Source organism: Ferdinandcohnia sp. FSL W7-1320, assembly GCF_038050315.1.
GTDB lineage: Bacteria > Bacillota > Bacilli > Bacillales > Bacillaceae_L > Ferdinandcohnia > Ferdinandcohnia aciditolerans.
This window is the reverse complement of the sequence record NZ_JBBPAM010000001.1, coordinates 5,076,733-5,103,718: the sequence shown is the minus strand read 5'-3', so window position 1 is coordinate 5,103,718 and position 26,986 is coordinate 5,076,733. Positions and strand designations below refer to the sequence as shown.

General features: G+C 40.7%; 27 protein-coding genes. 22 read left to right on the top strand and 5 right to left on the bottom strand.

Going from position 1 to position 26,986, the window contains the following annotated elements; genetic code table 11:
• Nucleotides 1–750: 750 nt before the first annotated feature.
• The 14 genes from NST91_RS24460 (at nucleotide 751) to spoIID (ending at nucleotide 16,034) form a co-directional block, all read left to right on the top strand.
• Nucleotides 751–1,128 carry an NADH-quinone oxidoreductase subunit A gene (locus tag NST91_RS24460; RefSeq protein WP_099360914.1) on the top strand — a complete coding sequence of 126 codons (378 nt, stop codon included), beginning with the start codon at nucleotides 751–753 and terminating at the stop codon, nucleotides 1,126–1,128.
• Nucleotides 1,119–1,631, top strand: coding sequence for an NADH-quinone oxidoreductase subunit NuoB (locus NST91_RS24455; RefSeq protein WP_121448491.1), 513 nt, complete (start codon nucleotides 1,119–1,121; stop codon nucleotides 1,629–1,631). Before NST91_RS24460 ends, NST91_RS24455 begins: the two co-directional genes overlap by 10 nt.
• Before the next feature lies 1 nt (nucleotide 1,632).
• Nucleotides 1,633–3,024, top strand: a complete 1,392-nt coding sequence (locus NST91_RS24450; RefSeq protein WP_341333235.1) for an NADH-quinone oxidoreductase subunit C — start codon at nucleotides 1,633–1,635, stop codon at nucleotides 3,022–3,024.
• Between the two features lie 3 nt (nucleotides 3,025–3,027).
• Complete coding sequence (locus tag NST91_RS24445; protein WP_341333234.1) at nucleotides 3,028–4,128, top strand: NADH-quinone oxidoreductase subunit D; 1,101 nt, start codon at nucleotides 3,028–3,030, stop codon at nucleotides 4,126–4,128.
• Entirely contained in the window at nucleotides 4,128–5,129 is a 1,002-nt protein-coding gene (gene nuoH / locus NST91_RS24440; RefSeq protein ID WP_121448488.1) for an NADH-quinone oxidoreductase subunit NuoH, read from the top strand. Before NST91_RS24445 ends, nuoH begins: the two co-directional genes overlap by 1 nt.
• Before the next feature lie 445 nt (nucleotides 5,130–5,574).
• Complete coding sequence (gene nuoI, locus NST91_RS24435) at nucleotides 5,575–5,994, top strand: NADH-quinone oxidoreductase subunit NuoI (RefSeq protein ID WP_010677182.1); 420 nt, start codon at nucleotides 5,575–5,577, stop codon at nucleotides 5,992–5,994.
• Nucleotides 5,991–6,506 carry an NADH-quinone oxidoreductase subunit J gene (locus NST91_RS24430; protein WP_341333233.1) on the top strand — a complete coding sequence of 172 codons (516 nt, stop codon included), beginning with the start codon at nucleotides 5,991–5,993 and terminating at the stop codon, nucleotides 6,504–6,506. The genes nuoI and NST91_RS24430 overlap by 4 nt, the downstream gene beginning before the upstream one ends.
• On the top strand, nucleotides 6,503–6,817 hold the full coding sequence (gene nuoK, locus NST91_RS24425; RefSeq protein WP_341333232.1) for an NADH-quinone oxidoreductase subunit NuoK: 315 nt from the start codon (nucleotides 6,503–6,505) through the stop codon (nucleotides 6,815–6,817). The genes NST91_RS24430 and nuoK overlap by 4 nt, the downstream gene beginning before the upstream one ends.
• Nucleotides 6,818–6,944: 127 nt before the next feature.
• Nucleotides 6,945–8,813, top strand: a complete 1,869-nt coding sequence (nuoL, locus tag NST91_RS24420) for an NADH-quinone oxidoreductase subunit L (protein WP_341333231.1) — start codon at nucleotides 6,945–6,947, stop codon at nucleotides 8,811–8,813.
• On the top strand, nucleotides 8,810–10,321 hold the full coding sequence (locus NST91_RS24415) for an NADH-quinone oxidoreductase subunit M (protein WP_341333230.1): 1,512 nt from the start codon (nucleotides 8,810–8,812) through the stop codon (nucleotides 10,319–10,321). Before nuoL ends, NST91_RS24415 begins: the two co-directional genes overlap by 4 nt.
• 4 nt (nucleotides 10,322–10,325) lie before the next feature.
• Nucleotides 10,326–11,837: an NADH-quinone oxidoreductase subunit NuoN gene (gene nuoN, locus NST91_RS24410; RefSeq protein ID WP_341333229.1), complete on the top strand. Its 1,512-nt coding sequence runs from the start codon at nucleotides 10,326–10,328 to the stop codon at nucleotides 11,835–11,837.
• 404 nt (nucleotides 11,838–12,241) lie between these two features.
• Nucleotides 12,242–12,478, top strand: a complete 237-nt coding sequence (locus NST91_RS24405) for a DUF1146 family protein (protein ID WP_099354564.1) — start codon at nucleotides 12,242–12,244, stop codon at nucleotides 12,476–12,478.
• Nucleotides 12,479–13,319: 841 nt separating this feature from the next.
• Entirely contained in the window at nucleotides 13,320–14,618 is a 1,299-nt protein-coding gene (gene murA, locus NST91_RS24400) for a UDP-N-acetylglucosamine 1-carboxyvinyltransferase (RefSeq protein WP_121448482.1), read from the top strand.
• Nucleotides 14,619–15,014: 396 nt separating this feature from the next.
• A complete protein-coding gene (gene spoIID / locus NST91_RS24395; RefSeq protein WP_341333228.1) occupies nucleotides 15,015–16,034 on the top strand; it encodes a stage II sporulation protein D in 1,020 nt (339 codons plus the stop codon).
• A gap of 11 nt (nucleotides 16,035–16,045) precedes the next feature.
• On the opposite strand, the gene NST91_RS24390 is transcribed toward spoIID, so the two are convergent.
• Together NST91_RS24390 and NST91_RS24385 are read right to left on the bottom strand one after the other, a co-directional pair.
• Complete coding sequence (locus NST91_RS24390; RefSeq protein ID WP_341333227.1) at nucleotides 16,046–16,492, bottom strand: VanZ family protein; 447 nt, start codon at nucleotides 16,490–16,492, stop codon at nucleotides 16,046–16,048.
• 799 nt (nucleotides 16,493–17,291) lie between these two features.
• Nucleotides 17,292–17,444, bottom strand: coding sequence for a hypothetical protein (locus NST91_RS24385; RefSeq protein WP_341333226.1), 153 nt, complete (start codon nucleotides 17,442–17,444; stop codon nucleotides 17,292–17,294).
• Between the two features lie 142 nt (nucleotides 17,445–17,586).
• On the opposite strand from NST91_RS24385, the gene spoIIQ reads away from it, so the two are divergent.
• From spoIIQ to NST91_RS24360, 5 genes are all read left to right on the top strand, one after another.
• Entirely contained in the window at nucleotides 17,587–18,522 is a 936-nt protein-coding gene (gene spoIIQ, locus NST91_RS24380; protein WP_341333225.1) for a stage II sporulation protein SpoIIQ, read from the top strand.
• A 187-nt stretch (nucleotides 18,523–18,709) separates the two neighbouring features.
• Nucleotides 18,710–19,141: a DMP19 family protein gene (locus NST91_RS24375; RefSeq protein ID WP_341333224.1), complete on the top strand. Its 432-nt coding sequence runs from the start codon at nucleotides 18,710–18,712 to the stop codon at nucleotides 19,139–19,141.
• A gap of 194 nt (nucleotides 19,142–19,335) precedes the next feature.
• Complete coding sequence (locus tag NST91_RS24370) at nucleotides 19,336–19,524, top strand: PLDc N-terminal domain-containing protein (RefSeq protein ID WP_121448478.1); 189 nt, start codon at nucleotides 19,336–19,338, stop codon at nucleotides 19,522–19,524.
• A gap of 1 nt (nucleotide 19,525) precedes the next feature.
• Entirely contained in the window at nucleotides 19,526–20,437 is a 912-nt protein-coding gene (locus NST91_RS24365; RefSeq protein WP_341333223.1) for an ABC transporter ATP-binding protein, read from the top strand.
• A complete protein-coding gene (locus NST91_RS24360) occupies nucleotides 20,434–21,213 on the top strand; it encodes an ABC transporter permease (RefSeq protein ID WP_341333222.1) in 780 nt (259 codons plus the stop codon). The genes NST91_RS24365 and NST91_RS24360 overlap by 4 nt, the downstream gene beginning before the upstream one ends.
• Nucleotides 21,214–21,246: 33 nt before the next feature.
• Here NST91_RS24360 and NST91_RS24355 read toward each other — a convergent pair whose 3' ends face one another.
• From NST91_RS24355 to NST91_RS24345, 3 genes are all read right to left on the bottom strand, one after another.
• Nucleotides 21,247–21,612, bottom strand: coding sequence for a cupredoxin domain-containing protein (locus NST91_RS24355; protein WP_341333221.1), 366 nt, complete (start codon nucleotides 21,610–21,612; stop codon nucleotides 21,247–21,249).
• A gap of 226 nt (nucleotides 21,613–21,838) precedes the next feature.
• Nucleotides 21,839–22,939 (bottom strand): BMP family lipoprotein, encoded by a 1,101-nt coding sequence (locus NST91_RS24350; RefSeq protein WP_341333220.1) that lies wholly within the window; start codon nucleotides 22,937–22,939, stop codon nucleotides 21,839–21,841.
• Nucleotides 22,940–23,118: 179 nt separating this feature from the next.
• Entirely contained in the window at nucleotides 23,119–23,568 is a 450-nt protein-coding gene (locus NST91_RS24345) for an Lrp/AsnC ligand binding domain-containing protein (RefSeq protein WP_121449226.1), read from the bottom strand.
• 289 nt (nucleotides 23,569–23,857) lie between these two features.
• Here NST91_RS24345 and NST91_RS24340 point away from each other — a divergent pair, with 289 nt between their 5' ends.
• The 3 genes from NST91_RS24340 to NST91_RS24330 are packed head-to-tail and all read left to right on the top strand — an operon-like array spanning nucleotide 23,858 to nucleotide 26,897.
• Nucleotides 23,858–24,865, top strand: coding sequence for a tripartite tricarboxylate transporter substrate binding protein (locus NST91_RS24340; protein ID WP_341333219.1), 1,008 nt, complete (start codon nucleotides 23,858–23,860; stop codon nucleotides 24,863–24,865).
• Nucleotides 24,866–24,885: 20 nt separating this feature from the next.
• The gene (locus NST91_RS24335) at nucleotides 24,886–25,359 is read left to right on the top strand and encodes a tripartite tricarboxylate transporter TctB family protein (protein ID WP_341333218.1); all 474 of its coding nucleotides are present in this window, start codon (nucleotides 24,886–24,888) and stop codon (nucleotides 25,357–25,359) included.
• Between the two features lie 20 nt (nucleotides 25,360–25,379).
• Nucleotides 25,380–26,897, top strand: coding sequence for a tripartite tricarboxylate transporter permease (locus NST91_RS24330; protein ID WP_341333217.1), 1,518 nt, complete (start codon nucleotides 25,380–25,382; stop codon nucleotides 26,895–26,897).
• Nucleotides 26,898–26,986 lie beyond the last annotated feature (89 nt).

Genomic DNA, 26,986 nt, shown 5'->3' with positions numbered 1-26,986 from the left:
GTTTTGGTGAGGTAATTTTACAGTCAAAAGGTATGGCTCTTTTCTAAAAGATTGTTGCTTTTTGTTAATAAATTGCAAACCAAGTTGATTGGAGCGTAAGGTGGCGACGAGGAGGCTCAAGCCACGCCCGCGGAAAGCGTCCACCTGAAGCGGAAGTCAACGATATAAAAACAACAAAGTTTGCGAAAACAGCCAAAGGAATAAATGTATATTGCATTGATACGAATAAAGTGTATTCGTACCCTCAGTTGGTGAAAAAGCTTGTTCGAGGCATGAATCACATGATTGAAAAAATGAAGATCCTTACTATTGTTCTATAAAAATAGAAATTGTTATTTTTAATGAACGTAAAGCACATCATTTCAGCCCCGGCTGAAACAATAAATTAAAGAAAAAATGACTAGAATTACAAGCTTTTTCTGCCCATTTTTACTTTATTTGTCTTAAATGGTAATTTCGTAGAATATGTGCCAGGTTTGGTCGACACTAGGCTGGGAAAAGTGCTATAATGTATTCGGTTACATTTATAATATTTTGGCAATAAAATTTTATTCAGTGCTGTTCCATACTTTTTCGAGTTGGTGATGAAATTTGAATACATAATTGTGGTGTGTTCCAAACGTGACTGAATAAAGTTTGCCTCCGGCGGATGCCTCGATTTTGAAAAGAAACTTTTCGCAAGCTTGAAAATAAATCGGGTGCAAATACGCCATGGCGCATTTGATTATATTAGATATCGGAGGGGGCTACATGGAGGATCTGTTGAATCAGTATTTGAATAATTACTTGATTGTGGTTGTCTTCTTGTTGTTGGGAATTCTACTCCCGATTGTGGCGTTGTTTTTGGGGAAGTTGCTACGGCCACATGCACCGAGTGAGGAGAAGGCTACTACATATGAGAGTGGGATTGAGCCATTCCATGATTCGCGTGTACAGTTTAATGTACGCTATTATATCTTTGCGTTATTGTTTGTTATTTTTGATGTTGAGACTGTATTTTTATATCCATGGGCAGTTGCCTACGAAAAACTCGGGATTTTCGCATTAGTTGAGATGTTGATTTTCGTTGTTATGCTCGTTATCGGCTTAGTATATGCTTGGAAGAAGGGCGTGTTAAAATGGATTTAAAAATTGATGGAATTTCAGATTTAGAGATGGAAGAGTTAAAGAGAAGTGTATTTATGACGACGCTAGAGCAGGTGAAAGGTTGGGCGCGAAGTAATTCGTTGTGGCCACTTACATTTGGTCTAGCTTGTTGTGCAATTGAAATGATGGGGACAGGTTCTTCCCACTATGATTTGGATCGATTTGGTTCCTTTTTCCGAACATCTCCACGTCAGTCCGATTGCATGATTGTATCAGGTACAGTGACCAAGAAGATGGCACCGGTTTTAAAGAGATTGTATGATCAAATGCCAGAACCAAAATGGGTCATTGCGATGGGTTCATGTGCAACAGCAGGGGGTCCTTATGTGAAATCATATGCGGTTGTGAAAGGGGTCGACCAGATTGTACCTGTTGATGTATACATCCCAGGCTGTCCACCAAACCCAGCTGCACTTATTTACGGGATTAATAAATTAAAAGAAAAGATTCGCTATGAGGCTAAAACGGGGAAGAAGGTGATTTAGCGTGAGCGAAGAAAAAGACCTGGAACAACTTAAGCGAGAGGCTGCAGAGAAGGCGAAGGAAGCTGCAAAAAAGCGACTAGCCGAAAAACAGGCAGCTGAAGCGAAAAATAAAGAGGAATCCAAGGAAGAAAATATAGATATTGCGAAGGCAAAAGCTGCTGCGGCAGCAAAGGCGAAGGCCGCGGCGCTAGCTAAGCAAAAGGCCAAACTACAAGCTGAAGAGGCGACAGCGTCTAATGAAGATTCAGAATCATCAGAAGAAGTAAATATTGACATTGCAAAACAAAAGGCAGCAGCGGCAGCGAAGGCAAAAGCCGCGGCACTAGCAAAGCAAAAGGCGGCAGAGGCTGCATCAGCGGACACGTCAGAGGGAGACGATAAAGCAACTGCGAAAGCGAAAGCAGCAGCGGCAGCAAAGGCGAAGGCCGCGGCACTAGCAAAGCAAAAGGCGGCAGAGGCCGCATCAGCGGACACGTCAGAAGGAGACGACAAAGCAACTGCGAAAGCGAAAGCAGCAGCGGCGGCAAAGGCGAAGGCCGCGGCATTAGCGAAGCAAAAAGCGGCTGGTGGAGCATCAAGTGATGACGACTTAGCGAAGGCGAAGGCAAAGGCGGTTGCGGCAGCGAAAGCAAAGGCTGCAGCACTGGCGAAGCAGAAGGCGGCTGAAAAAGCGGGCGAAGGATCAACAGATGATGAACTAGCAAAAGCGAAAGCGAAAGCTGTAGCAGCAGCCAAGGCAAAAGCGGCGGCAGCAGCGAAAGCCAAAGCGGCAGCTGGCGGTGGTGGCGACGATCTTGCGAAGGAAAAAGCGAAAGCAATTGCAGCAGCCAAGGCAAAGGCCGCGGCAGCAGCAAAAGCAAAAGCCGCTGCAGGTGGAGCACCTGGGGAAGTAGTAGAAGAAGAGGCAACGCCGTCACCTAACCAAAAATATTTGGATAAGTACGTGAAAGTAATCACGGAGCACCTAGGTGGTGACGTTTTAGAAGATTCATATATTAATACATTATCAAAAGATGTGCCAACACTTGTTGCAAAGCCGGATACATATTATAGGATTGCACAGTTTTTAAAGTTTAATGAACAGCTTGGATTTGATTATCTATCGGAACTCCATGGTACAGACTTCCAATCGCATATGGAAATGTATGTTCACTTATACTCTTATAAAAACCGTCAATCTGTTGCATTAAAAGTGAAGCTTGACCGTGATGAGCCAACGACTGCATCCTTACAGCCTTTATGGGAAGGCGCAAATTGGCCAGAGCGTGAAGCATTTGATTTGCTCGGGATTAAATTTGAAGGACATCCAAATTTAACACGAATCCTATTGCCGGACGACTGGGTGGGACATCCACTTAGAAAAGACTATGAACCGTTTGACGTGGAGGTGTAGCATATGATTCGTACAGAAGAAATGCTCCTAAATGTAGGGCCACAGCATCCAAGTACGCACGGAGTATTCCGTCTTGTTGTTAAAATTGACGGAGAAATCATCACAGAAGCTACACCCGTAATTGGATACCTACACCGTGGAACAGAAAAACTTGCAGAGGACTTGCAATACACACAAATCATTCCGTACACAGACAGAATGGACTATTTGTCAGCGATGACGAATAACTATGTACTTTGTCATGCGGTTGAAACAATGATGGACATTGAGGTTCCTGAGCGGGCTGAATACTTACGGATCCTCGCTATGGAATTGGGGCGAATTGCGAGTCACCTTGTATGGTGGGGCACGTATTTACTTGATATCGGAGCAACAACACCGTTTCTTTATGCATTTAGAGAGAGAGAAATGATTATTAATTTACTAAATGAGCTTTCCGGGGCAAGGCTGACCTTTAACTACATGCGTGTAGGTGGGGTTAAATGGGATGCGCCTGAAGGTTGGATTGAAAAGGTAAAGGAATTTGTTCCATATATGAGGTCACAGCTTCCAGGGTACCACCAGCTAGTAACAGGAAATGAAATTTTCAGGGACCGTGTCATTGGAGTTGGAAAGTACACGAAGGAAGATGCATTAAATTACTCCCTAAGTGGTACGAATCTTCGTTGTACAGGTGTTAAATGGGATCTTAGAAAAGATGAGCCATATTCAATCTATGACCGCTTTGATTTTGACGTACCAACGAGAGACGGTGGAGATGCATGGGCACGTTATCACTGCCGTATGGAAGAGATTGAGGAATCTCTTAAAATAGTAGAACAGGCTGTGGAACAATTCCCTGAAGAAGGTCCGATTATGGCCAAGGTTCCGAAAATAATTAAAGCACCAAAGGGTGAAGCATATGTACGAATTGAATCACCACGTGGAGAAATTGGCTGCTATATTTCGAGTGATGGTAAAAAAGAACCGTATCGTTTGAAATTCAGACGTCCGTCATTCTACAATCTCCAAATCCTCCCGAAGCTTTTAAAGGGTGAGAATATGGCAAACCTGATCACCATTTTAGGTGCAATCGACATTGTCCTCGGGGAGGTTGACGGCTAATGATAGAAAACCTACTGAATTCACCTCCGAGTTGGCTGAATTTTGGTATTTTCTTTTTACTTGCAACCGTCTTACTATTAGTCATCCTAGGATTCGTTACGTATGGAATCCTTGCAGAACGTAAGGTGATGGGCTTCATGCAAGCACGTCAGGGTCCGAACCAAGTAGGGGGACGCTGGGGGCTTTTACAAACAGTGGCTGACGTATTAAAGCTTCTTATTAAAGAAGATGTAATCCCGAAAGTGGCGGACCGTCCCCTGTTTATACTTGCACCTGTGCTTGCGTTTGCTCCAGCCTTCATGGTTGTGGCAGCACTTCCGTTTACGGAAAGCTATAAATTTGCAGATATTGGGGTGGGGTTGCTCTATTACATCGCCGTATCTGGACTCACTACGATTGGAATTGTCGCAGGTGGTTGGGCATCGAATAATAAATATGCCCTCATGGGAGGAATGCGTGCAGCTGCACAGATGATTTCCTATGAAATTCCGCTGGTGATGTCAGTGATTGGGGTTATTTTATTATCTGGAAGCTTGAATCTTTCTGATATTGTTGAAGCTCAGGATAAGGTTTGGTTTATTTTTGCACAGCCGATTGCCTTTATTGTATTTTTTATCGCGTCTGTTGCCGAATTAAACCGTGTGCCATTTGACTTACCTGAAGCAGAATCAGAGATTGTCGCTGGTTTCCATATTGAGTATTCAGGATTTAGATGGGCTTTCTTTATGCTTGCCGAATATGTGTATATGTTTGCGATGGCAGCCTTAACGACCGTTCTTTTCTTAGGAGGCTGGAAACCAGTTTTATTCCTAGACTTTATACCTGGTGCCGTTTGGTTCTCATTAAAGTTTAGCTTGGTAATCTTTGTTTTAATCTGGTTCCGTTCCACCTTCCCACGTTTACGTGCTGACAGACTGATGGAATTCGGTTGGAAAGTACTCCTTCCAATTGCATTAGCTAACATCTTCTTATCGGCTTTAATTAAGGAATTATTTTTCTAGGTTCTTTTCTAAAAACTTGTTGCTTTTTGATAAGTGTGCAAACCTAGTTGATTGGAGCGTAAGGTGGCGACTCCTCGAAAATGTATTCACATTTTCTTCGTGCGTGGGTTATTTCAAAGAAGCAAATTCAGAGTCCAGCGGGAAAAGAGTGAGACTTGAGACCCCGCAGGAGCAGTAGCGACCTGTCCAGTTGCAGCGGCTAGAAACTCGGGAAATTTCAACTCCTCCTTCAGAGGCAAATTACGCCTCTTTGTCGGAGTGGCCAATTTTCTCGTTTCTGTGCAAGCCGCCTCCACATTTCGTTGAGGAGGATCAAGCCACGCCCGCGGAAAGCGTCCACCTGAAGCGGAGGTCAACGATATAGTAAACAACAATGTTTGCGAAAACAACGTTTTTCTAAAAAGGATTCGTGTACCGAAACTACCTTATAAAGGGGTGACAAACTATGTTTGGCTTGCTGAAAGGGATGAAATATACCCTTAATCAATTAACCTATAAAAAAGTCACATATGATTATCCGAATGAACCATTACCACTACCAGATCGCTTTCGTGGTATTCAAAAATTTTATCCGGAAAAATGTATCGTATGTAATCAATGTGCCAACATTTGTCCAACCGATTGTATCCAGCTAACCGGGAAAAAACACCCTGACCCGACCAAAAAAGGGAAAATAATTGATACCTATGATATTAACTTTGAAATTTGTATTCTATGTGACCTATGTACTGAGGTTTGTCCGACAGAAGCAATTGTCATGACAAACAACTTTGAACTTGCGGAATACAGTCGTGATGACTTATTTAAAAACCTTGAGTGGTTAGATGAAAATGATACGAATGTAAGGAAGGAGAATAAAGCGTGACTGGAGAATTTTTAGCATTCATAGTCCTAGCAATTAGTGCGATTGGCGGCGGTATATTAATGCTGAACCTCCAAAAGGTCATCCACATGGTAATCGCACTTGTATTCACCTTCATTAGTATCGCAGGTTTGTATGTGATGCTTCATGCAGAATTCGTTGCAGCTGTGCAAGTCTTAATTTACTCAGGGGCCATCACCATTTTAATGCTCTTTGGTATTATGCTGACGAAACACAATGACACAAACGAACCAAAAGTAAGTCGTGGTCGAACCTTCCTTGTTCTTTTTGGAATCCTTGCATTTGGTGTTGCTGTTTACCTTGGCATTTACGATTTGGATTTTGGAGGGCAAGCGACAGACCTGCACGTGAACAATACGGAGAAGATTGGAATGGAGCTTTATGCAAAATACGTGATTCCATTTGAATTAACATCTGTTGTCTTACTTGTGGCGTTAGTAGGGGCAATCATCTTAGCGAAAAAAGACAATGTAGAGGAGGCGAACGAGGAATGAGTTCTGTTCCATTAGCAGCCTACCTCATCCTAGCGTTAATTTTATTTTGTATTGGTCTTTACGGGGCATTCACAAAAAGAAATACAGTTATTGTGTTAATTTCTGTTGAATTGATGCTAAATGCGGTAAATATTAATTTTGTGGCTTTTAGTAAATACGGAATGGTCCCTGGAATTACGGGTCAAATTTTCTCACTGTTTACAATCGCCATTGCTGCAGCTGAATTTGCTGTTGGTCTAGCTATTTTGATGGCGTTGTACCTAAATAAACGCACAGTTAATATTGATGAAATGAATACGATGAAGCATTAACCTAGCTTTTGTTGGGAGAATAAAACGACAATACGCTAAGTCGTATTTGATGAAGTACCGGTAAAGGCTGTGAACCAAATGGTCTACTCAGCCTTAGCCGCAAGCCAAAGAAGGGGATTGTGATACGATGATGGAAAATGCATGGATCATACCGCTTTTCCCGCTTATCTCTTTTTTGTTCCTTCTTATATTCGGTAAACGATTGAAGGAGTCGAGTGCGTATCTAGGCATTCTGCTAACATTTATTTCATTCGTCTACTCGGTGTTGGTTCTCATTTCGAGACTTGGGAACTCAACATACAAATATGAGAGCACGTGGTTATCAATTGGGGATGTTCACTTAACAGCGGGGTTTGAAGTCAATCAATTAAATGCACTTATGTTAGTGGTAGTATCGCTTGTCAGTTTTTTAGTACATATGTATTCAAAAGGGTATATGCATGGTGATGAGCGCTTTCCTGTTTTCTATGCGTACCTTGGGTTATTTACTTTTGCGATGTTAGGATTGGTCATTTCTCCAAACCTTCTCCAAACGTATATTTTCTGGGAGCTTGTAGGACTTGGTTCATTCCTATTAATTGGTTTCTATTTCTATAAGGAAGAAGCAAAAGCTGCAGCGAAAAAAGCGTTTATTATGACGCGTATCGGAGATGTAGGCTTATTAATTGGGATGATTCTATTATTCTGGCAAGTTAACAGCTTTGAATATGATGAAATTTTTAGCGCCGTTGGTGCTGGAGATATTTCACCAACCATGATCACATTAACTGCGATTTTAATTTTTGTGGGAGCTGTTGGTAAATCTGGTCAATTCCCACTTCACACCTGGTTGCCGGATGCGATGGAAGGTCCGACACCTGTTTCAGCTTTAATCCACGCAGCTACAATGGTTGCGGCGGGGGTTTATTTAGTGGCAACGACGTATCCTTTATTTGCTGCAAGTCATGCCGCGTTGATGACAGTTGCGATTATCGGAGGAATTACAGCGATTTTTGCAGCATCAATAGGTTTAGCACAAAAGGATATTAAACGTGTTCTGGCCTACTCTACTGTGAGTCAGCTTGGCTATATGATGCTTGCATTAGGATCTGCCGGGTATGTTGCAGGAGTATTCCACTTAATGACACATGCTTTCTTTAAAGCATTGTTGTTCTTGGCAGCGGGTAGCGTCATCCATGCTGTTCACACACAGAACATTGAGGAAATGGGTGGATTGTGGAAAAAACTTCGCATTACAGGTCCTCTATTCTTAATTGGGACCTTAGCTATCAGTGGTGTTCCATTTTTCTCAGGTTTTTTCAGTAAGGATGAAATCTTAATTGCGACCTGGGCACAAGGGAATTACGTGCTGTTCTGGTTAGCGGTGATTGCGGCTTTCTTTACTGCATTTTATATGTTCCGCTTGTTCTTCATGGTGTTCACTGGTGAGGCAAGAGGAAAACAAACAAATGTCAAAGAATCACCGAGTGTGATGACAATACCGATGATTGTTCTTGGAGTTCTAGCGGTTGTAGCAGGATATGTGAACACACCTTGGTTTGGCACCTTTTTAGGGGATTGGTTAACAGAAGGTACGAACCTATATGGACCAAGTCATCACGAAGGGCCAGGTTGGATTATGGCTGTTGCAACATTTGCGTCCCTATTTGGTCTGCTGCTTGCCTATGGGATGTATCAACGGAAGTCTATTTCAAGAGACTTTTTCAGCTCTCGCGCACCAATTATGTATAGTGTCGTCTATAACAAATATTTTATTGATGAATTTTATAACATGACCGTTGTCTACGCGACAAAGGTATTTAGTTTATTCCTTCGCTATATAGATGAATTTTTAGTAGGGGGAATTGTAAAAGGCGTGGCAATGGCAACCCAAGGAATCGGAAAGCTTGGAGCTAAGCTTCAAAACGGGCAAGTTCAAATGTACACTTCCGTTGCCTTTGTTGGATTAGCGATTTTACTACTTGTTGTGGCACTGACAGGGGGGTACTTAAGATGAGCTCATTTATTCTTTCACTTTTAGTATTCTTCCCGATTTTAGGTATTGCACTACTTGCTTTTGTACCAAAAACTGAGGAAAAAACGATTAAATTAGTTGGCGTATTAGCTACTATTCCTTCATTGGTATTGGCTCTTTATGTGTACGGGTTTTATACAGGTGGCGGAGACCTTGAAAAGCTAAAGGAATCAGTCTATTGGTTTGGCTTTCTGCCAAAAGGCAATCCGTGGGAAGTCAATTATGAGATGAGTCTAAACGGATTCACCCTAGTACTCGTTCTTTTAACAACTGTGATTTCCACACTTGCTGCTATTGCATCCGTTCATATCAAGAAGGAATGGAAAGGCTACTTCATGCTCTTCCTTTTACTTGAACTAGGAATGCTTGGCGTATTCACAGCCGGGAACTTACTATTGTTCTTCGTGTTCTTTGAAATGACCTTAATCTCTACGTTTTTTCTCATTGGGAAGTGGGGATATTTTGAAAAAGAAAAAGCAGCATTTAGTTTTTTAATCTATAACGGATTAGGTTCCGCGATCTTGCTGATCGTGATCATGATCATTTTTGCAAAGGCTGGAACAACGAATATTTCGGCACTAACGGCGATTTTTGCCAGCCCGGCAGATAGCTTGCCAATTCCAGGTACATTTTCTGAGGACCTAAAACTTGGATTATTGATTGCGATCATCATTGGATTTGGAATTAAATTGCCGATTTTTCCACTTCATACATGGATGCTTCGTGTTCACGTACAAGCACCGCCATCCATTGTCATGATACACTCAGGAATCCTTTTAAAGATTGGAGCTTACGGGATCATCCGCTTCGGAATGGGATTCTTCCCAGATGAATTCAGCACACTTGCTCCAATTGTTGCGGTGCTGGGAGTAATCAATCTTTTGTATGGGGCATTTTTAGCATTCGTCCAAAAAGACTTCAAAATGGTTCTGGCGTACTCGAGTATTTCGCATATGGGAATTGTGTTGATAGGACTTGGTGCGATGAATGAAGCGGGAGTGCAAGGCGCCGTATTCCAAGTTGTGTCACATGGCTTGATTTCAGCATTATTGTTCTTCTTAATTGGGGTCATGTACGAGAGAGCAGGCACATCGTATATTGATAAGCTTGGTGGGCTTGCAAAGGTGATGCCACTAACGGCTGGATTCTTATTAGCAGCTGCGATGGCTTCACTTGGTTTACCTGGGATGTCCGGATTCGTTAGTGAATTCATGGCATTCCTTGGGCTGTTTAAGGAAATGCCAGTTCTCGCTGCGGTTGGGGCAATCGGCATTATTATGACAGCTGTGTATTTGCTTCGTGCAGTACTACATGTGACATATGGTAAGACGATTCATTCCTATGAGGGAGCAGTTGATTTACGTCCAATTGAAATGGTACCGGTATTGGTGTTACTTGCGTTTATCGTATTGATTGGTGTTTATCCTAACGTGCTTACACAGCCACTTCAGGTTGCACTTGAAACTATCATGCTAGGGTTAGGAGGGTGAGCCGATGGATACAGAAACTTTACTAAGCTTTGATTGGGGAGTTATGGCACCTGAATTTATCATCCTCGGTGTTGCAACCCTTCTATCGTTACTGGATTTATTTATGGGAAAAGACAAGGACCGACGGCCACTCGGTTGGATTGGAGTCGTGGGAATCCTTGTTGCAATCGGGTTTACGGTTTCGTTAATCGGGAATGATGTCACATCGATTTTGTACGATACATTTAGACTTGATTCCTTTGCGATTGCTTTTAAATTAATTTTACTAGTGGGGACAGGACTTGTACTCTTGCTAGCAATGAGCTATGAACCCGAAGAGGGGCTTGTTGAGTATCGTGGTGAGTTTTACTACTTACTTCTAGCAGCACTCTTAGGTACGATGATTATGACATCAAGTGGTGACTTGATTACATTATTTGTCGGATTAGAATTGCTCTCGATTTCTTCCTATATATTAGCTGGGCTTCGGAAACGCAATAGGTTATCAAATGAATCCGCGATGAAGTATGTCATTAACGGAACGGTCTCCACAGCCATCTTTTTATTCGGTGTCAGCTATGTCTATGGACTCACTGGAACCTCGAATTTAAGGGAGATTTTCGGAGCATTCGGTAACCTTCAGGATCCACAACATATCTATCTTGTTGCACTTGCTTTGTTTATGATCGTAGTTGGACTATCCTTTAAGATCGCGGCTGCTCCATTCCATATGTGGGCACCTGATGTGTATCAAGGAGCACCAACACCTGTTACGGCGTTTTTAAGTGTTGTTTCAAAGACAGCGGGCTTTGTTATTATCTTAAGAATTATAGTAACAGGGTTCATCCAAGCGCCCTCAGGAAATGGTGAAGCAGAATTTTTATTGTTCCACCTGCAAGACCTGTTAGCAATCATAGCGGGTGCAACCATGATTATCGGGAATACCATTGCGCTTAGACAACGAAATATAAAGCGGATGATGGCATACTCAAGTATTGCCCACGCAGGATACCTGTTAGTAGCATTTGTAGCTTTCTCATATTTTATGATGGATGCGATTTGGTTCTATTTAGTTGCTTATCTCTTCATGAGCCTTGGATTCTTCGCGGTTCTTCAGGTGATCACGCAGAAATCTGACTCCGAGGATATTAGTCAATTTGCAGGTTTATATAAGCGCTCACCCGTGTTAGCCGTTGCACTTGGAGTGTTTATCCTTTCTTTAGCAGGTATCCCTGGAACGGCAGGATTCATTGGAAAACTAGAGATTTTCATTGGAGCTTTTGTAACGAGCCCACCACATTATGTGCTGGCGTCGATTATGATTGCAACAACCGTTGTATCCTATTTCTATTACTTCGGAATTTTAACACAGATGTTCTTTAGACCTGCTGCAAACGATGAAAAAATTAAATTACCTGCAGGTGTGTTGATTGTTTTAATTGTTGCAGTGGTTGGGACCATTGGCTTTGGAATTTTCCCAGGTGTCGCCTTTGAATTCATCCAGCAATTCGAAAGCTTCGCAGATTTTATAGGATAAAAGTTGGGTGGCAGCACCATGAAATGTTGCCATTCCATTTCAAACAAATAGGGGTGTATGAGAAGAAGAGGTATGGGGATGCCTCTTCTTTTGTTTTGGTGTTTATTATTGTAGCTTTTTGTAGGCTTGTATTTGAGGACTTCTGTCACAGAAAATGCTAAAATGTATAGGTGTGTGTTTCATACATATTTCCTTTTTTTATAATCAAATGCGCCTTGGCGTATTTTCGCCCAGATTTTTTCGAGCTTCTCGAAATACTTCCTTTATAAATCTGTGGCATCCGCCGGAGGCTTATCTTTATTCAGTGAGGGTTTAAACCCTGGCTGGATTTTGAATGCTTTTTTGCATCATTTCCCACTTGTTGAAGGGGAATTGCTGCTGAATAAAGTTCAAGGAGTGGGTTTATGTTAGCAGGTTTTGGGTATCAAGCACTTATAAGTATTATTTCACATTTAATTTTTATTGCAGTTACATGGTGGGCGCTGCAAAGTATTCGATATGAGCATTTGGTAAAGCCAAATCATATTTTTCAGGTGCGCGTTCTTCTCGTTCTTGTGACGATTGCAATTGGATCGACCGTCAGCAATTTTTTCTTAGATTATCTTCTTTGGTCACAACAATTACCTACTATCTTAAATTAACTGTTACTTTGTCCTTTATGAATGAATAATATATGCAAGAAGTTTAAGGTAAAAGTATTCGAAGTAGTTTTCATCTGTTCTCTCCACTACTTTCCACGTATCCTGCGTGATACATCCGGAAAAAATGTAAGTAAGGAGAGGAAATCAAATAAGAGTACGAGTCATGATGCTTTTTTTAAAAACATTCCTTAGTATACCAATGGTATAGAAAAATACATTGGTTTTTGCTGGAAGTAGAATACGAAGGAACCCAAGTTGATGATTTTCACGGAAGAATCACCCCAAGCGGTGGCCCGCAAGTTAGTCCCTTCTAGAAATGTCATCAAAAGTACTTACTTTTTCAAGATAGTTATCCACATATGTAAACTGTCTAAAAAAGAAGACAAACCCTCAAAAAAACAAAGTTCCTTACGTATAACATGTACTATGTGAGTTATGTAAAATTTTCGTGTGAAAACATTGCTACAAACGACCTAAACTTTTTCGACAATTTGTGCGAAAATCCCACATTTTTCACTTGTGCCAGCGAATGCTTAAGTGATATGATGTAAATTGGTTTTGTAAAAAAAATGAAGCCTTAAAACAATGAGGATATGCCCGTTTAGCAACGAGCTAGCCTATTATTTAAAAAACAAAGTTTGATCGACCTAATTGGGTTCATCACATCAGAATAGAGACACTTGCCCGGTGGTTTGCATATACTACAGCAGTGTGAATGTACTTTCTCACAAAAAAGGTATGAATGTAATAAGATTGGGTTCTTTTAACACATTCGAGATGGAACACCAATTGTAATGAATGAATATGAATATATAGAAAATGGGACGCGGAGGGGAATACCTTGGAAAAAATCATCGTCCGCGGCGGTCGTAAGCTAAACGGCACAGTCAAAGTAGAAGGCGCAAAGAACGCCGTTTTGCCAGTAATCGCTGCATCCTTATTAGCAAGTAATGGAAAAAGTGTAATAAATGAAGTACCCACGCTCTCAGATGTGTATACGATTAATGAGGTATTGCGTTATTTAAATGCAGACGTTACGTTTGCAAACAATCAAATCGTTGTTGATGCATCAAGAGAGCTAAAAACGGAAGCACCTTTTGAATATGTTCGAAAAATGCGCGCATCTGTACTAGTCATGGGATCATTGCTTGCACGCAATGGCCATGCGAGAGTTGCTCTTCCTGGCGGCTGTGCAATTGGCTCAAGACCGATTGACCAGCATTTAAAAGGATTCGAAGCAATGGGTGCAATTGTGAAAGTTGGAAATGGATATATCGATGCCGAGGTCAATGGTAGACTTCGTGGTGCAAAAGTATATATGGATTTCCCAAGTGTGGGAGCTACTGAAAACATCATGATGGCTGCTACATTAGCAGACGGAATGACGACTATTGAAAACTGTGCGAAAGAACCGGAAATCGTTGATCTAGCCAACTTCCTTAATGCAATGGGAGCTAACGTTAGAGGCGCAGGTACTGGTACAATTCGCATCGAAGGTGTAAAAGAATTGCATGGAGCGACTCACAGTATTATCCCTGATCGCATTGAAGCAGGCACATTCATGGTGGCAGCTGCAATCACAGGCGGTAATGTTCTTGTTCAAGGCGCAGTACCAGAACACCTCAGCTCATTAGTTGCAAAAATGGAAGAAATGGGCGTTACCATCATTGAAGAACAAGATGGTTTACGTGTCATTGGTCCAGATCAATTACATGCTGTGGATATCAAAACAATGCCACATCCTGGTTTCCCAACTGATATGCAATCACAAATGATGGCATTATTACTTCGTGCAAAAGGCACAAGTATGATTACGGAAACTGTATTTGAAAATCGCTTCATGCACGTCGAGGAATTCCGACGCATGAACGGTGACATCAAAATTGAAGGTCGTTCTGTTATCATCAACGGAGAATCCCAGCTTCAAGGAGCTGAAGTAGCCGCAACTGATTTACGTGCTGCTGCTGCCCTTATTCTTTCCGGATTGGTTGCAGATGGATACACACGTGTTACAGAACTTAAGCACTTAGACCGTGGTTATGTGGACTTCCACCAAAAGCTTGCGGCATTAGGTGCTGACATTGAACGTATAAATGAAGCAACAGATAGCCTAGTGGAAGAAGCAAAGGTAAACTTCTAACTAACCACGTAAAAAGCTAGGGACATTACCCATACATGGTAATATCTCTAGCTTTTTTATTTTTATTCCTATTATTTATTATTTTTTATAGCAGGAATGATATTTGCAATGATAAGAAGTAGTAATATAACGTTAGTCGCGTGAGAGTCTGGATTCTCAATGATGAAAAGAAAATGCCAAGACATAGTCTACTAATTCGGTTTTACTCATCTTATTTGTTTCCCCTTTTATTTGATAATGGTAGTAATAGGAAAATTATACTATGAGTGGTAGATAATAGAACACAAATATTTTTCTGCTATTAAATGTCATAAAAGCTTGTCCACTACCATAGATATTGATATATAGGTGCATGTTTACGTTCGTGCATTAATTTCAAAGTGGAGGCTTGCATTCATGAAACAGATTAAACCAATCATTGTACTAGTTTCTGTCCTTTTCGTCTTAATTTTATTGATTCCATCAATGCTTGTCATTCCGTTCTCTGATAAAGATGCGGGAAAGCTAGCTGAAGAGCGACAATCAAATCCGGAACCGCCTCAAATCGCCTCAGGGCCAACTGTGGAGGTTGCCGTTCACCGTGTCAGTGCTCAGAAAATTGAAAATGTGCCACTAGAAGAATATGTAGTAGGCGTGCTCGCGATGGAAATGCCTGCAGAATTTGAGTTAGAAGCATTAAAGGCACAAGCGCTGGCAGCAAGAACATACGTGGTTAGACAAATGTTGAGTGATCAAAAGTTAAAGGTGCCAAATGGTGCAGATGTTTCAGATACGGTCAGTCATCAGGTTTATAAAAACAATGAGGAACTAAAGGTCCAATGGAAAGGCGACTATGATTGGAAAATCGAAAAAATTAGGCAAGCCGTTAACGAAACACAAGGACAAATTATAACCTTTAATGGTGAACCAATTGATGCCGTATTTTACTCAACAAGTAATGGATATACTGAAGACTCGGAGAACGTTTGGAAAAATGAAGTACCATACTTAAAAAGTGTGGAGAGCCCGTGGGATGTCAATACAGAAAAGTTTCATTCTCAAGTCAATATGCCTGTATCCGAATTTGAATCTAAATTAGGGATTAAGCTTGGCAATGGTAACGATATTGGCAAGATTACTTCAAGAACGAAATCAAATCGTGTAGCATCTGTTGAAGTCGGGGGCAAGACATTCACAGGGGTGCAAGTGCGTGATGCATTAGGCCTTCGTTCTAGTGATTTTTCATGGGAGCGTAAAGGCAGCCATATCGTCATTCAAACGAAGGGCTACGGCCACGGTGTTGGCATGAGTCAATATGGTGCCGATGGAATGGCGAAGGAAGGTAAGAGTTACAAGGACATTGTGACACATTACTACCAAGGCGTTGAAATTTCATCCACAGAGAACTTTTTAAATAAATTAACCGTGAAAAAATAAAGGCAGAGGGGTTACTTCCCCTCTGCATTTTTGCTGTTTAAGCTCTCCACCCAGTAGAGGAGCTTTCTTATCCTCGGCAGTTTTTCTCCAAAATAACTAACTTTTACAATCATATAAAGCACAAGCACGCCAATTGTGTCCTTAACAAGATCAATTACAGTCGCAGATCGGTAAGGGACGAAATACTGGTGCAACTCATCTGAGAAGCCGTAGGCAATGGCAATCACAGCGGAAACGAGACTCGCTTTAGGGCTGAACTTTCCTTGCACAAGGAAAAACAATACCCAAAGCCCGTAAAGAATACCAAATTCGATGAGGTGCAGCGATTCTTTAAAAGCCCGGTCCCAGGAAAACGGAGTGTTCACAATCGCATCCGACGGAAGACTCGACAATATAAAAATCAAAATCATATATAAAAATGGTGCAATTAATAGTAGAAGTCGTAATAATGCTCTCATGAAAATTCTCCTTTAAAAAATGTACCTACATAGTATAGCATTCATTGAAGGTGTGAGGGAGGAGTTTTTGCGTACTTACTCGGGTTTACCGGTACCGAAGCGTGGTACGTCGTCTGAAAAGTTGGTATATCAGATTTAGTTATGAAGGGGAAAGCTAGAGAAGGCCGCTGTGTAACGCTTGTAATGTGGCACGCGAAAGGAAGTTGTCGTGCGATCCTCTTCATCAGAGTTTGAAGGGGAAAACGTGGGGGAGTTTGCGTACGAATCCTCTTCATCGAGGTTATGAAGGGGAAAGTGGAAGGAAGTTTGGGGTCGAATCCTCTTCATCGGAGTTATGAAGGGGAAAACGGCAGGAAGTTTGGTGTCGAATCCTCTTCATCGAGTTATGAAGAGGAAATCAGAAGGAAGTTGTCGTACGAATCCTCTTCATAGAGTTTATGAAGAGGAAATCAGAAGGAAGTTGTCGTACGAATCCTCTTCATCAGCTTAATGAAGTCCCGAACGAACGCCGAAGCCGCAAGCAAAGTCCTTCATCAGCGTAATGAAGTCCCGCCCGAACGCCGAAGCCGCAAGCAAAGTCCTTCATCAGCGTAATGAAGTCCCGAACGAACGCCGAAGCCGCAAGCAAAGTCCTTCATCGGCGTAATGAAGTCCCGAACGAACGCCGAAGCAGCGGGTAAAGTTCTTCATCGAGGTAATGAAGTCCCGAACGAACGCCGAAGCAGCGGGTAAAGTTCTTCATCGAGGTAATGAAGTCCCGAACGAACGCCCAGGCAGCGAGTAAAGTTCTTCATCGAGGTTATGAAGTCCCGAACGAACGCCCAGGCAGCAAGCAAAGTCCATCATCAAAAGTTAAAAAGTCAACCCCCATTCTAGCTCCCAAACCGCATCCAATCAAAAGATCATCACCAACTCCAAAACCTGATAAATCATACGAAACCCGAAAAAGCAACGTCCAACTGGACCCCTTTTCGAAAAAAATTTCGATTCTATGAATAATATTTTAGGCTTTGTCGAAAAATAATCGAAAAAAATTTTTTGAAAATGTATATAATTCCGCGAATGTGTTCAGAATGGTTGCTGAGGTGATAAACATGAGAGAGGAAGAAAAGAAACGTACTTCTCAAAAATCAAGTTTACAAAGTTTTTTTAGAAAGCGTTGGGTATTCCCAGCAATCTATTTGGTAAGTGCAGCACTCATTCTAACCGCGGTTTTATGGTTCCAAGGCAAGAACGATGTAGCGAAGGATGATTTGAAATATGGTGAGAATCAACCAGGAACTGCTACAGGTGAAGAGCCAAGTGTACCGGTAAACCAAGCGTCAGAAAACTTTAAGATGCCTGTCATTGACGAAGATGCAATCCAAGTCTTTAGGGAATTCTACGATGCAGAAGCTTCAGCAGAAAAGCAAGAAGCAGCTCTTGTAGTCTATAACAATATTTATTCCCCTAACAAAGGAATTGATATCGTCGCTAAAAATGGTGAGACATTTGAAGTTGTTGCATCATTAGCTGGAACTGTAACACGTGCTGAAAAAGATCCACTACACGGAAATGTTGTGGAAATTGAGCACTCTGACGGTGTTGTAACAATGTATCAATCTCTTGCAGACCTAAAAGTTGCAAAAGGTGATGTAGTTGAACAAGGTGAAGTCCTTGGAATGGCTGGCGAAAATCAATATGATGAAGAAGCAGCTATTCACGTTCACTTTGAAATCCGTAACAACGGTGTTGCTGTTAATCCAATTGAGTACTTTGGACAATCCCTAACTGCACTTGAAGAAAGTGAGCAAGGGACAGAAGACAAAGAAGCTGCAACGAAGGAAGAAGACAAGCAGCCTGCAGAAGACAAGCAACCTGCAGAAGATAAGCAACCAAATGAAGAAGAGAAACCAGAAGATAGTAAAAAGCCTGCAGATGAAGGCACTCCTGCTGACGATGAAGGATCAAAAGATGAGGAAGATGCAAACTCAAATGAAGAGGAAAATGCACACTCAACTGATGCTTCAATCGGAATGGCAAAAGCGTAAGCTAGGAGAAATAGTAGTCTAGCCTGTGGTGGCAACTTTAGCTAATAATCCAACCGATTACCCAATAGGGTAGTCGGTTTTTTTATGGGACAGAGGTTCCATGTCCCTGTAAATAAATGGTGGGACGAGAGAACTGTCCCAGTGTTCTCATGGTATAATCAGGTAAAAATAGAAGAGGGCAGTGAACATGAAAAGTTCAGACGATATCTGGAATGAAGTCATTCACAAGGTTTGCAGTATCGATTTTCCAACAGAAAATCAAGTGCTAAACGAGGCGTTTCTTGTTTTTCAATACTACTCAGAACTTGAAAGTGGTGGGCATGAGGCTTTGCTTAATTGGTGGAGTGAGTATATTTCAGAAGTGGGCATTACGGCTTACATAAAAGAGCTCACCAAAGTACTCGAAAAAATTGCTGCACAAGAATATGCTGTGATTTTACAAAAATACGGCGAAGAAATGTGGAAAAATTTTGTTGCTTTGGAAAACGGAGAAATCGACGAGTACTCATTTTATCAGGTAGTTGAAAAAGCCGACAGGGAATATTATAAGTTGGAGGACAAGTTCCAACACCTACTAGAATCTTATTTTGTTAGCATCCATACAGACATAATAGAATAAATGACTAAACAGCGACCATGATAGAAATGGTTGCTGTTTTTATGTCTGGACAGAGGTTCCATGTCCCTGTAAATAAATGGTGGGACGAGGGACCTGTCCCCGTGTCCCAAAAAAACTTTTATTTGTACTGAACTTTTTCCTGTTGTCGGTCGTATTATCTTTGGAAAAACAATTGAGGGGGATGTGATTCGGGTATGACGGGTATTAACTGGGCGCTTATTGCTCCAATCATCGTGATTCAATTAATTTTATTGGTAACGGCCATAGTTGATCTTGCAAGAAGTGAAGAAACGAATGGACCAAAGATTTTATGGGTGTTTGTCATCCTTTTGGTCAGTATACTTGGCCCGATTCTCTATTTTGTAATTGGAAGGAAGAGATAGGATGACAGAAACATTGGTCTCTATTGAAAATTTGGTGAAACGGTTTGGAAAGGAAACGGCGGTTAATGATCTTTCCTTTGATATAAAAAAAGGAAGCTGTACAGCTTTACTAGGTCCGAATGGAGCGGGGAAAACAACGACTTTACGGATGTTGGCTGGCCTGCTTCATCCTACATCAGGAAAAATTGCCTTTGATGGTATGGAAAATGGCGACCATCGGAAATACATCGGGTACCTGCCGCAGCACCCTGTTTTTTACAACTGGATGTCGGCAAATGAATTTTTGATCTATGTTGGGCAACTTGCACATTTATCGAAAAAGGAATCCCAGCAAAAAGCGGATGAATTACTAGAGTTGGTAGGACTTATTGATGCAAAGAAAAAGAGAATTGGCGGTTTTTCAGGCGGAATGAAGCAGCGCCTTGGGATTGCACAGGCGATGATTCATGAACCCAAGCTGGTTATGCTTGATGAACCAGTCTCCGCATTAGACCCTGTCGGTCGCCGCGAAGTCATTGAAATGATGCGTGAATTGAAAAAGAAAACCACGATTCTGTTCTCAACACATGTGCTGCATGACGCTGAAGAAGTTTGTGATGATATTGTCATTATCCGAAAGGGAGAATTGGCATTAAGTGATACGCTCTCGGGTCTACGAAAAAAGCACCAGCATGATGTAATCATTATTGAAGCAGAAAAGGATATCACCACTTGGGCAAAAGGTTTAACCGCAATTGACTCGGTTCATGAAGTGTCGGTTGAACGCACGAATGCAACAATTGTTGTTTCTCGACTTGAACCTGCAAGAAATGCTATTTTACAAGATATATTGACTAAAAATATACCGGTATCAACATTTAAAATCGGGCAATCGTCCCTCGAGGATGTATTCATGAAGGTGGTGAAGGCATGAGACAGTGGACAGTATTATTTAAAAAAGAATGGATTGAGATGACGCGGAATTTTAAAATCCTGTGGATCCCACTTGTTTTCATTTTACTTGGGATCATGCAACCTGTAACTTCTTATTATTTGCCCGAGATTATCAAAGCAGCGGGTGAGTTGCCAGAAGGAGCGGTCTTTGAAATCCCGATGCCAACCCCACAGGAGGTGCTCGTGCAAACCTTCGGACAGTACAGCCAAATCGGGATTTTGGTGTTGGTATTAGCGTTTATGGGGATTGTTGCAGCGGAAAAAAACAGTGGCGTTTCGGATATCATTCTTGTAAAACCTGTTTCGTTCGCTAATTACATCACAGCAAAATGGGTAAGCGTCACAATCATGACATTGGGTTCATTTTTACTAGGTATCTTAGCGTCTTGGTATTACACTGGAGTATTAATCGGTGACGTAGAATTTGGCGAACTACTGAAAGGTTCACTCGTGTATGGGACGTGGCTTGTGTTTCTCGTGACCGTTACCCTTCTATTAAGCTCATTATTTAAAAGTAATATCTTTGTAGCAGGTATGTCATTGCTGGTTGCGATTGGGTTGTCAGCACTCACTTCATTATTATCTAAATGGATGACCTGGAGTCCAGCAAGGCTCTCAACACACGCAAGTTCACTGCTTTTAACAGGAAGTCCAGACAAACAATTCGCTTTATCTTTGACTGTTTCCCTACTTTTGATTCTTCTCCTACTTGTGAGTTCTATTTACCTATTTGCAAAAAAAGAAAGAGCAGCGTAATAAAAACAGGCATGGCCAAATTGGCCGTGCCTATTATTTTACGATTACCTGTCCGACCATTCCTTCTTTGGCATGGTATCGACATATCAGTTCATATGTACCAGGCTTTTTCGGTTCCACAGTTACAATTTTGATTTGTTTTGGTTTGAGGTCATAGTCAATTCCAAGCTTTTCTACTGTGAAGGTGTGTTCTTTAACGCCGTTATTTTTTAAAACCAACACAATTGGTTTTTCTTTAGGAATCGTGATGGCTTTCGGGTTAAAGTAATCATCGTTCAACCCGACCTCAATTTTTTGAATTGGCTCCAAAGGCTGTGTTTCGGCAAATACACCAAGTGAACCAACCACAAGAAGCGACATCGCCACACACAATCCTACTAACCATTTAATTACAGACATTTGCTATCCCTCCTTTCTTGATAATATCTTTTTCTAATTTGTAAAATATTATCAGAAATAAAAAAGAGTTGGGAAACGTATAGATTTTGGTGAATGTAGGAGAGGTACAAATAAGAGGAGGTATGTTATGAAGGACGCAAACTTCTATTTATTGAAAAAATGAAAAAGAGATGCGAATAAAAACTCGCATCCCCATGAAATCTTTTCTTTTCCTCTATGAAACTACTTACTTAATTAGATCACCTTGTTCAGAAGAAACGACGATATCGCCTGATTTAATTTTCTCATAAACCTCTTTTACCTTAGTAATTGTGTCCTCACTTAAGTTAGGGTTTTCTTCAGGAATACCAACACCATCATTTTCAACACTATACGTAAGTGTTTCTCCGCCTGGGAATTTTCCATCCAATTCTTGTTTAATAAGCTCTTGTGTAGCATGGGCTAATTTCTTTATAGCAGATGTTAGAACGACAGACTTACCATCCGCATATTCACCATCGGCATATTGATCAACATCAACACCAACGACCCAAACATCATCACCATTTGAAGCTCGTGTCTTTGCTTCGTTGATTGCTCCAACACCAACACCACCAGCGGCAGCAAAGATTACATTAACGCCTTTATCATACATTTGAGCAGCAATTTGTCCGCCTGCAGCAACATCATTAAATGAACCTTGATAGAGAACATTTTCTTTATTAATAACAAGGTTAGTGTCTAAATTTTCATTCGCATACTTAAGACCTTGTTGGAATCCCCAGTTAAACTTTTGAACAGCTGGAATTTCCATACCGCCAATAAAACCAGCTTCACCTTCTTTTAATTCTAATGCTGTAGCAACACCAGCCAAGAAACCGGATTCATGTTCAGCAAAGAAAATAGAAACAGTATTATCCGCTACATCTGGAACAAAGTCACCGTTATGTGGATTACCATCTAGAATCACAAATTTTGCATCTTCATATTTTGATTGCGCTTGATAGATTGCCGTTTCGAATTTAAAGCCAGGTGTAACTATGAACTTGAAATCGGCATCATAAAGATTTCCAATCTCTTTTAAATACTCAGCCTCAATTTCTCCAGCTGGCTTTAGATATTTTTCTTGAATACCAAGCTCTTCTTTCGCTGCTAGAATTCCTTCCCAAGTACCTTGATTGAATGATTTATCATCAATAGTACCTGCGTCAGTAACCATACCAACCTTCAAATCAGACTTTTCAACTTTTTCTCCGCTCGTTTCTTTCGTATCCGTACCACATGCAGCAAGTAAAGTACTTGCAGTTAATAGAGACACAAGTCCCAGAGCAAACTTCTTTTTAAACATGTAAAGCCCCCCTAATTTATATTTTTAGTTTGCATACTTTGAATTAAACGTTTGCAAACCCCTCCTAATTATATAGCACCAATGACCCAAAGGGCTATTCTATATTTCTATAAATGGGGAAATTTTTCATCGTTCAAATGTTAGCAGCTGTAGATGTTCTGAAAAGAACCCGGGAACCATTATAATTTTAGACCTGTCCGACTCTTAAATCGTCTCAATAAGATATGACTTTCCACCCTCGTAATCCCATCCAAACTATAGAGTTCTTCGTTAATAAATTTTTCAAGCTTCGCAAAATCCTCCACAAGAACGTGCATATGCAGGGTACTAGGCCCTGTCATTTGGTAGCAACTCGCAACACTAGGATTGTTAACAAGAGTTTCTGCAACCCTCACAAGTGAGGCTGGCTCACAATCGACCTCGAAAAAGGCTGACACCCCTTTTCCGACTTTTTCAGAATTAATCACAACAGAGAACTTCTCAATTATGCCTTTTTCAATCAGTTGATTCACGCGCTCGCGAATCGATACCCTTGATAGCCCAAGTTCTTTTCCAATATCCACATAGGACATTCTTCCATTTATCGTCAAAAGCTCGAGAATCCTTTTATCCGTTTCATCGAGTTTCATTTAGGTCACCACTTTTACCGAGATTTGTAGTAAAACAATCTTACCTTAGAAGTAATACGAGAATCAATTAAATTAAGTAATATTGCCTGAATAAAAATATTGACGTATTTTCAGGAATTACAAAGATTAATCGAAATTCCTGTGTTTAAAGAAACAGTATATAAAAATTATTCGGAATATTCCTAGACATACAAAAGGTAAGAATATATAATAATTTAATATACAAACGAAACCATAGTGTGTATAAAGGTTACGTTTGTATGTTTTTATTTCAAAAGGGGGAATAGAAATGAAAAACATGTTTAGAAGTAAAGCTTTTGCAATTATTGTATTTATGTCGATTGTCGCTCTATTACTTGCAGGTTGTGGCTCGTCAAGTTCGGGAGGCTCTGAGGGATCGGGGGACACTGCAATTGATTATCCAACAAAACCGATCAATGTAATCGTTCCTTGGGCTGCAGGTGGCGATTCGGATGTAATAGCCCGTATTACACACAAGTATTTAGAAAAGGAATTAGGGCAAAAGTTCATCGTTACAAATATTGGTGGAGCTGGTGGTACCATTGGTGCACAAGAAGGGATGCAAGCTGATCCTGATGGATACACATTAATAGCAGGTCATGATTCAATAGCCGTTTCTCACCTAATGGGCAAATCTGATTTTTCATACTTTGAATTTGAACCAGTTTCATTAATTACAACAGCAAATCAGTTAATTGCAACTCATATTGACAATGAGTGGAACAGCATGGAAGACGTAATAAACGCTCTAAAAGAAGATCCAGAATCAATTAGCTTTGGTGCAACAGTTGGATCAACTACACATATCGTTCCGTTAGGAATTCAGGATCGGGCAGATGTGAAGTTTAACATTGTTAGCTATGAAGGTACAGCTGAACGTACTCAAGCCCTTTTAGGTAATCATTTACATTTAGGATCAACAACGATTCCTGCTGCAAAAGAGTACATAAAAGCAAATCAGTTAAAAATGCTTGCAATTGCATCCGAGGAAAGAAACCCTGCATTACCAGATGTTCCAACATTAAAGGAACAGGGAATTGACTTCGTGAATGCTACTAATCGTGGTTATTTCTTTCCGAAAGGTACTCCGAAAGAAATTGTGAAGATCATGAACGATGCTCTAAAGAAAGTTTCAGAGAATCCCGACTACATAAAAGAAATGGAAGATATGGGCATAGATGTGAACTTTAAGGATACAGAGGAATATACAAAGTACTTACAGGATGATGTTGCGTTCATGGAAGAAATGTTGAAGCGACAAGGGATAATCGATTAAGGACTTAAGGGGTGTCAAACATGGCAAACAATCGGCTAGTAAGCATTGGATTACTACTATTTTGTGGATTTTTCTACTATCAATCAACCTTAATTGAATCAAAAGAGCTATCAGGATTACCAGCTACGTTCTTTCCAAGGCTCATTCTAGGGATTATTGCCTTCCTCTCTGTGATCATGCTGATAAAATCATTTTTTGTCCCTACTAAAGTGACCCAAAAAAGTGATAGTACAGAAGGTAAGAGCAAGAAAGAGTGGATTGTTTGGGTACTTTTTGGCCTTTTTGCTGTTTATTTAGTTTTAATTGACGTTGTTGGTTTTATTACTTCTTCCTTTTTGTATATGGCGACTGTTTATCTACTAATTGTGCAACAGAAAAAGTCATGGAAAAAACACCTTGTTGCTATAGGTGGGCTACTAGCTATTACTTTAGGAATTACATTATTTTTCCAAGGTGTACTACATGTCTACTTACCAAAAGGGCTGTTTTTCTAAAGTGAAGGAGGGGAATCATCATGGAGAATTTATTATTAAGTATTGAAGCTATCTTACAATGGGATACATTGTTGTTAATGGTTGTTGGGGTAATTGCAGGAATCGTCTTCGGATGTATTCCTGGATTTACGATAACAATGGCGGTTGCCTTAACACTCCCATTTAGTTTTTCACTCGAACCTTTACAGGGAATTTCCCTTATGATGGGAGTTTGGTTAGGAGGTGCCTCTGGAGGATTAATTTCAGCTTGTTTATTAGGGATACCGGGTACACCATCTGCTATGGCGACCACTTTTGATGGGTATCCAATGGTAAAGAACGGGGAACCTGGCCGTGCCTTGTCACTTGGACTATGGGCATCCTTTGCCGGTTCATTAATTGGAGGAATTATTCTCGTATTGGCAGCTCCTTTATTATCTTCATGGGCCATCAAATTTGGACCATGGGAATTTTTTAGTCTAATGGTATTTGGATTAAGTGCAATTGCAACACTTGGTAATGGGAATCTAATCAAAGGCTTAATTGCGGGATTACTAGGAGTGTTTATTGGTACCTTTGGATTGGACCCTGTTGGGGGAGCACAACGTTTTACATTTGGTTTGACTGACCTGCTTTCTGGGTTCAATTATTTACCTATTTTAATTGGAATCTTTGCATTTTCTCAGCTTTTATCAGAGGTTACGAAGAGTTCAGCTGATAAATTTACGTTGGATAAAAATATTAATCTTCATTACCCAATAAGTAAAGTTATTAAAGACTTAGCAACTTCATGGGTGAGCGTAATCCGTTCCTCACTTGTAGGCACATTTGTAGGGGCATTACCGGGTGCGGGTTCAAGTATTGCCAATATCCTTAGCTATGATATTGAAAAAAAGATGTCTAAACATTCAAAGCTATTCGGAACGGGTAGAAAGGAAGGAATCATTGCAGCAGAAGCGGCGAATAACTCTTCTGAGGGTGGGGCGTTAATTCCAACATTGGCATTGGGAATCCCGGGGAGTGCAGTTACAGTGATGATGATGGGGGCGCTTTTAGTCCACGGTATCCAACCGGGTCCATACTTTCTAGTTTCTGAGCCGGTGTTAGCATATGGTATTTTTCTTGCATTCTTTATTTCTGCTATTTTTATGTTACTCATTCAAGCATTTGGAATTCGATTGTTTTTGAGAATTACAGACATTCCAATGCATTACTTACTGCCGGTTGTTCTTATTTTATGTGCTTTAGGTAGTTTTGCAGTAAACAACCGAGTTTTTGATATTTGGGTCTTGTTGATCTTTGGAGTAGTTGGTTATTTCTTGAAAAAGTTCAATTTTACCTTAGCTGCCTTTGTACTTGGCGTTATTTTAGGTCCGATGACAGAGGTAAACCTTCGTAGGGCAATTTCTACTGATGCAGATTTAACATTATTTTTTACTCGACCGATTTCTGGTGTACTTTTGGGACTGACAATTGCTTCCCTTATATATGCAGTTGTTTCTGAGATTAGGAATGAAAGAAAACTTCAAACAGAATCGTCTAATAGTATAAAAGGCTAATCGGTAAGTGGAAGTCCTTCATCCGTTTGTTAAGTAAATGTGTTAAAATAGTTAACAATGTAAAACAAAATCTATGAAGAAATTCGGTA

Bases quoted from the DNA above. Each gene is read 5' to 3' on its own strand.
- nuoK (WP_341333232.1), top strand. From the start codon at position 6,503: ATGAGTTCTGTTCCATTAGCAGCCTACCTCATCCTAGCGTTAATTTTA.
- NST91_RS24415 (WP_341333230.1), top strand. From the start codon at position 8,810: ATGAGCTCATTTATTCTTTCACTTTTAGTATTCTTCCCGATTTTAGGT.
- NST91_RS24375 (WP_341333224.1), top strand. From the start codon at position 18,710: ATGAAAAGTTCAGACGATATCTGGAATGAAGTCATTCACAAGGTTTGC.
- nuoN (WP_341333229.1), top strand. From the start codon at position 10,326: ATGGATACAGAAACTTTACTAAGCTTTGATTGGGGAGTTATGGCACCT.
- nuoI (WP_010677182.1), top strand. From the start codon at position 5,575: ATGTTTGGCTTGCTGAAAGGGATGAAATATACCCTTAATCAATTAACC.
- NST91_RS24370 (WP_121448478.1), top strand. From the start codon at position 19,336: ATGACGGGTATTAACTGGGCGCTTATTGCTCCAATCATCGTGATTCAA.
- NST91_RS24330 (WP_341333217.1), top strand. From the start codon at position 25,380: ATGGAGAATTTATTATTAAGTATTGAAGCTATCTTACAATGGGATACA.
- NST91_RS24445 (WP_341333234.1), top strand. From the start codon at position 3,028: ATGATTCGTACAGAAGAAATGCTCCTAAATGTAGGGCCACAGCATCCA.
- nuoH (WP_121448488.1), top strand. From the start codon at position 4,128: ATGATAGAAAACCTACTGAATTCACCTCCGAGTTGGCTGAATTTTGGT.
- NST91_RS24360 (WP_341333222.1), top strand. From the start codon at position 20,434: ATGAGACAGTGGACAGTATTATTTAAAAAAGAATGGATTGAGATGACG.
- NST91_RS24355 (WP_341333221.1), bottom strand. From the start codon at position 21,612: ATGTCTGTAATTAAATGGTTAGTAGGATTGTGTGTGGCGATGTCGCTT.
- spoIID (WP_341333228.1), top strand. From the start codon at position 15,015: ATGAAACAGATTAAACCAATCATTGTACTAGTTTCTGTCCTTTTCGTC.
- NST91_RS24340 (WP_341333219.1), top strand. From the start codon at position 23,858: ATGAAAAACATGTTTAGAAGTAAAGCTTTTGCAATTATTGTATTTATG.
- NST91_RS24335 (WP_341333218.1), top strand. From the start codon at position 24,886: ATGGCAAACAATCGGCTAGTAAGCATTGGATTACTACTATTTTGTGGA.
- NST91_RS24350 (WP_341333220.1), bottom strand. From the start codon at position 22,939: ATGTTTAAAAAGAAGTTTGCTCTGGGACTTGTGTCTCTATTAACTGCA.
- NST91_RS24345 (WP_121449226.1), bottom strand. From the start codon at position 23,568: ATGAAACTCGATGAAACGGATAAAAGGATTCTCGAGCTTTTGACGATA.
- spoIIQ (WP_341333225.1), top strand. From the start codon at position 17,587: ATGAGAGAGGAAGAAAAGAAACGTACTTCTCAAAAATCAAGTTTACAA.
- NST91_RS24455 (WP_121448491.1), top strand. From the start codon at position 1,119: ATGGATTTAAAAATTGATGGAATTTCAGATTTAGAGATGGAAGAGTTA.
- NST91_RS24390 (WP_341333227.1), bottom strand. From the start codon at position 16,492: ATGAGAGCATTATTACGACTTCTACTATTAATTGCACCATTTTTATAT.
- NST91_RS24460 (WP_099360914.1), top strand. From the start codon at position 751: ATGGAGGATCTGTTGAATCAGTATTTGAATAATTACTTGATTGTGGTT.
- NST91_RS24405 (WP_099354564.1), top strand. From the start codon at position 12,242: ATGTTAGCAGGTTTTGGGTATCAAGCACTTATAAGTATTATTTCACAT.
- NST91_RS24365 (WP_341333223.1), top strand. From the start codon at position 19,526: ATGACAGAAACATTGGTCTCTATTGAAAATTTGGTGAAACGGTTTGGA.
- nuoL (WP_341333231.1), top strand. From the start codon at position 6,945: ATGATGGAAAATGCATGGATCATACCGCTTTTCCCGCTTATCTCTTTT.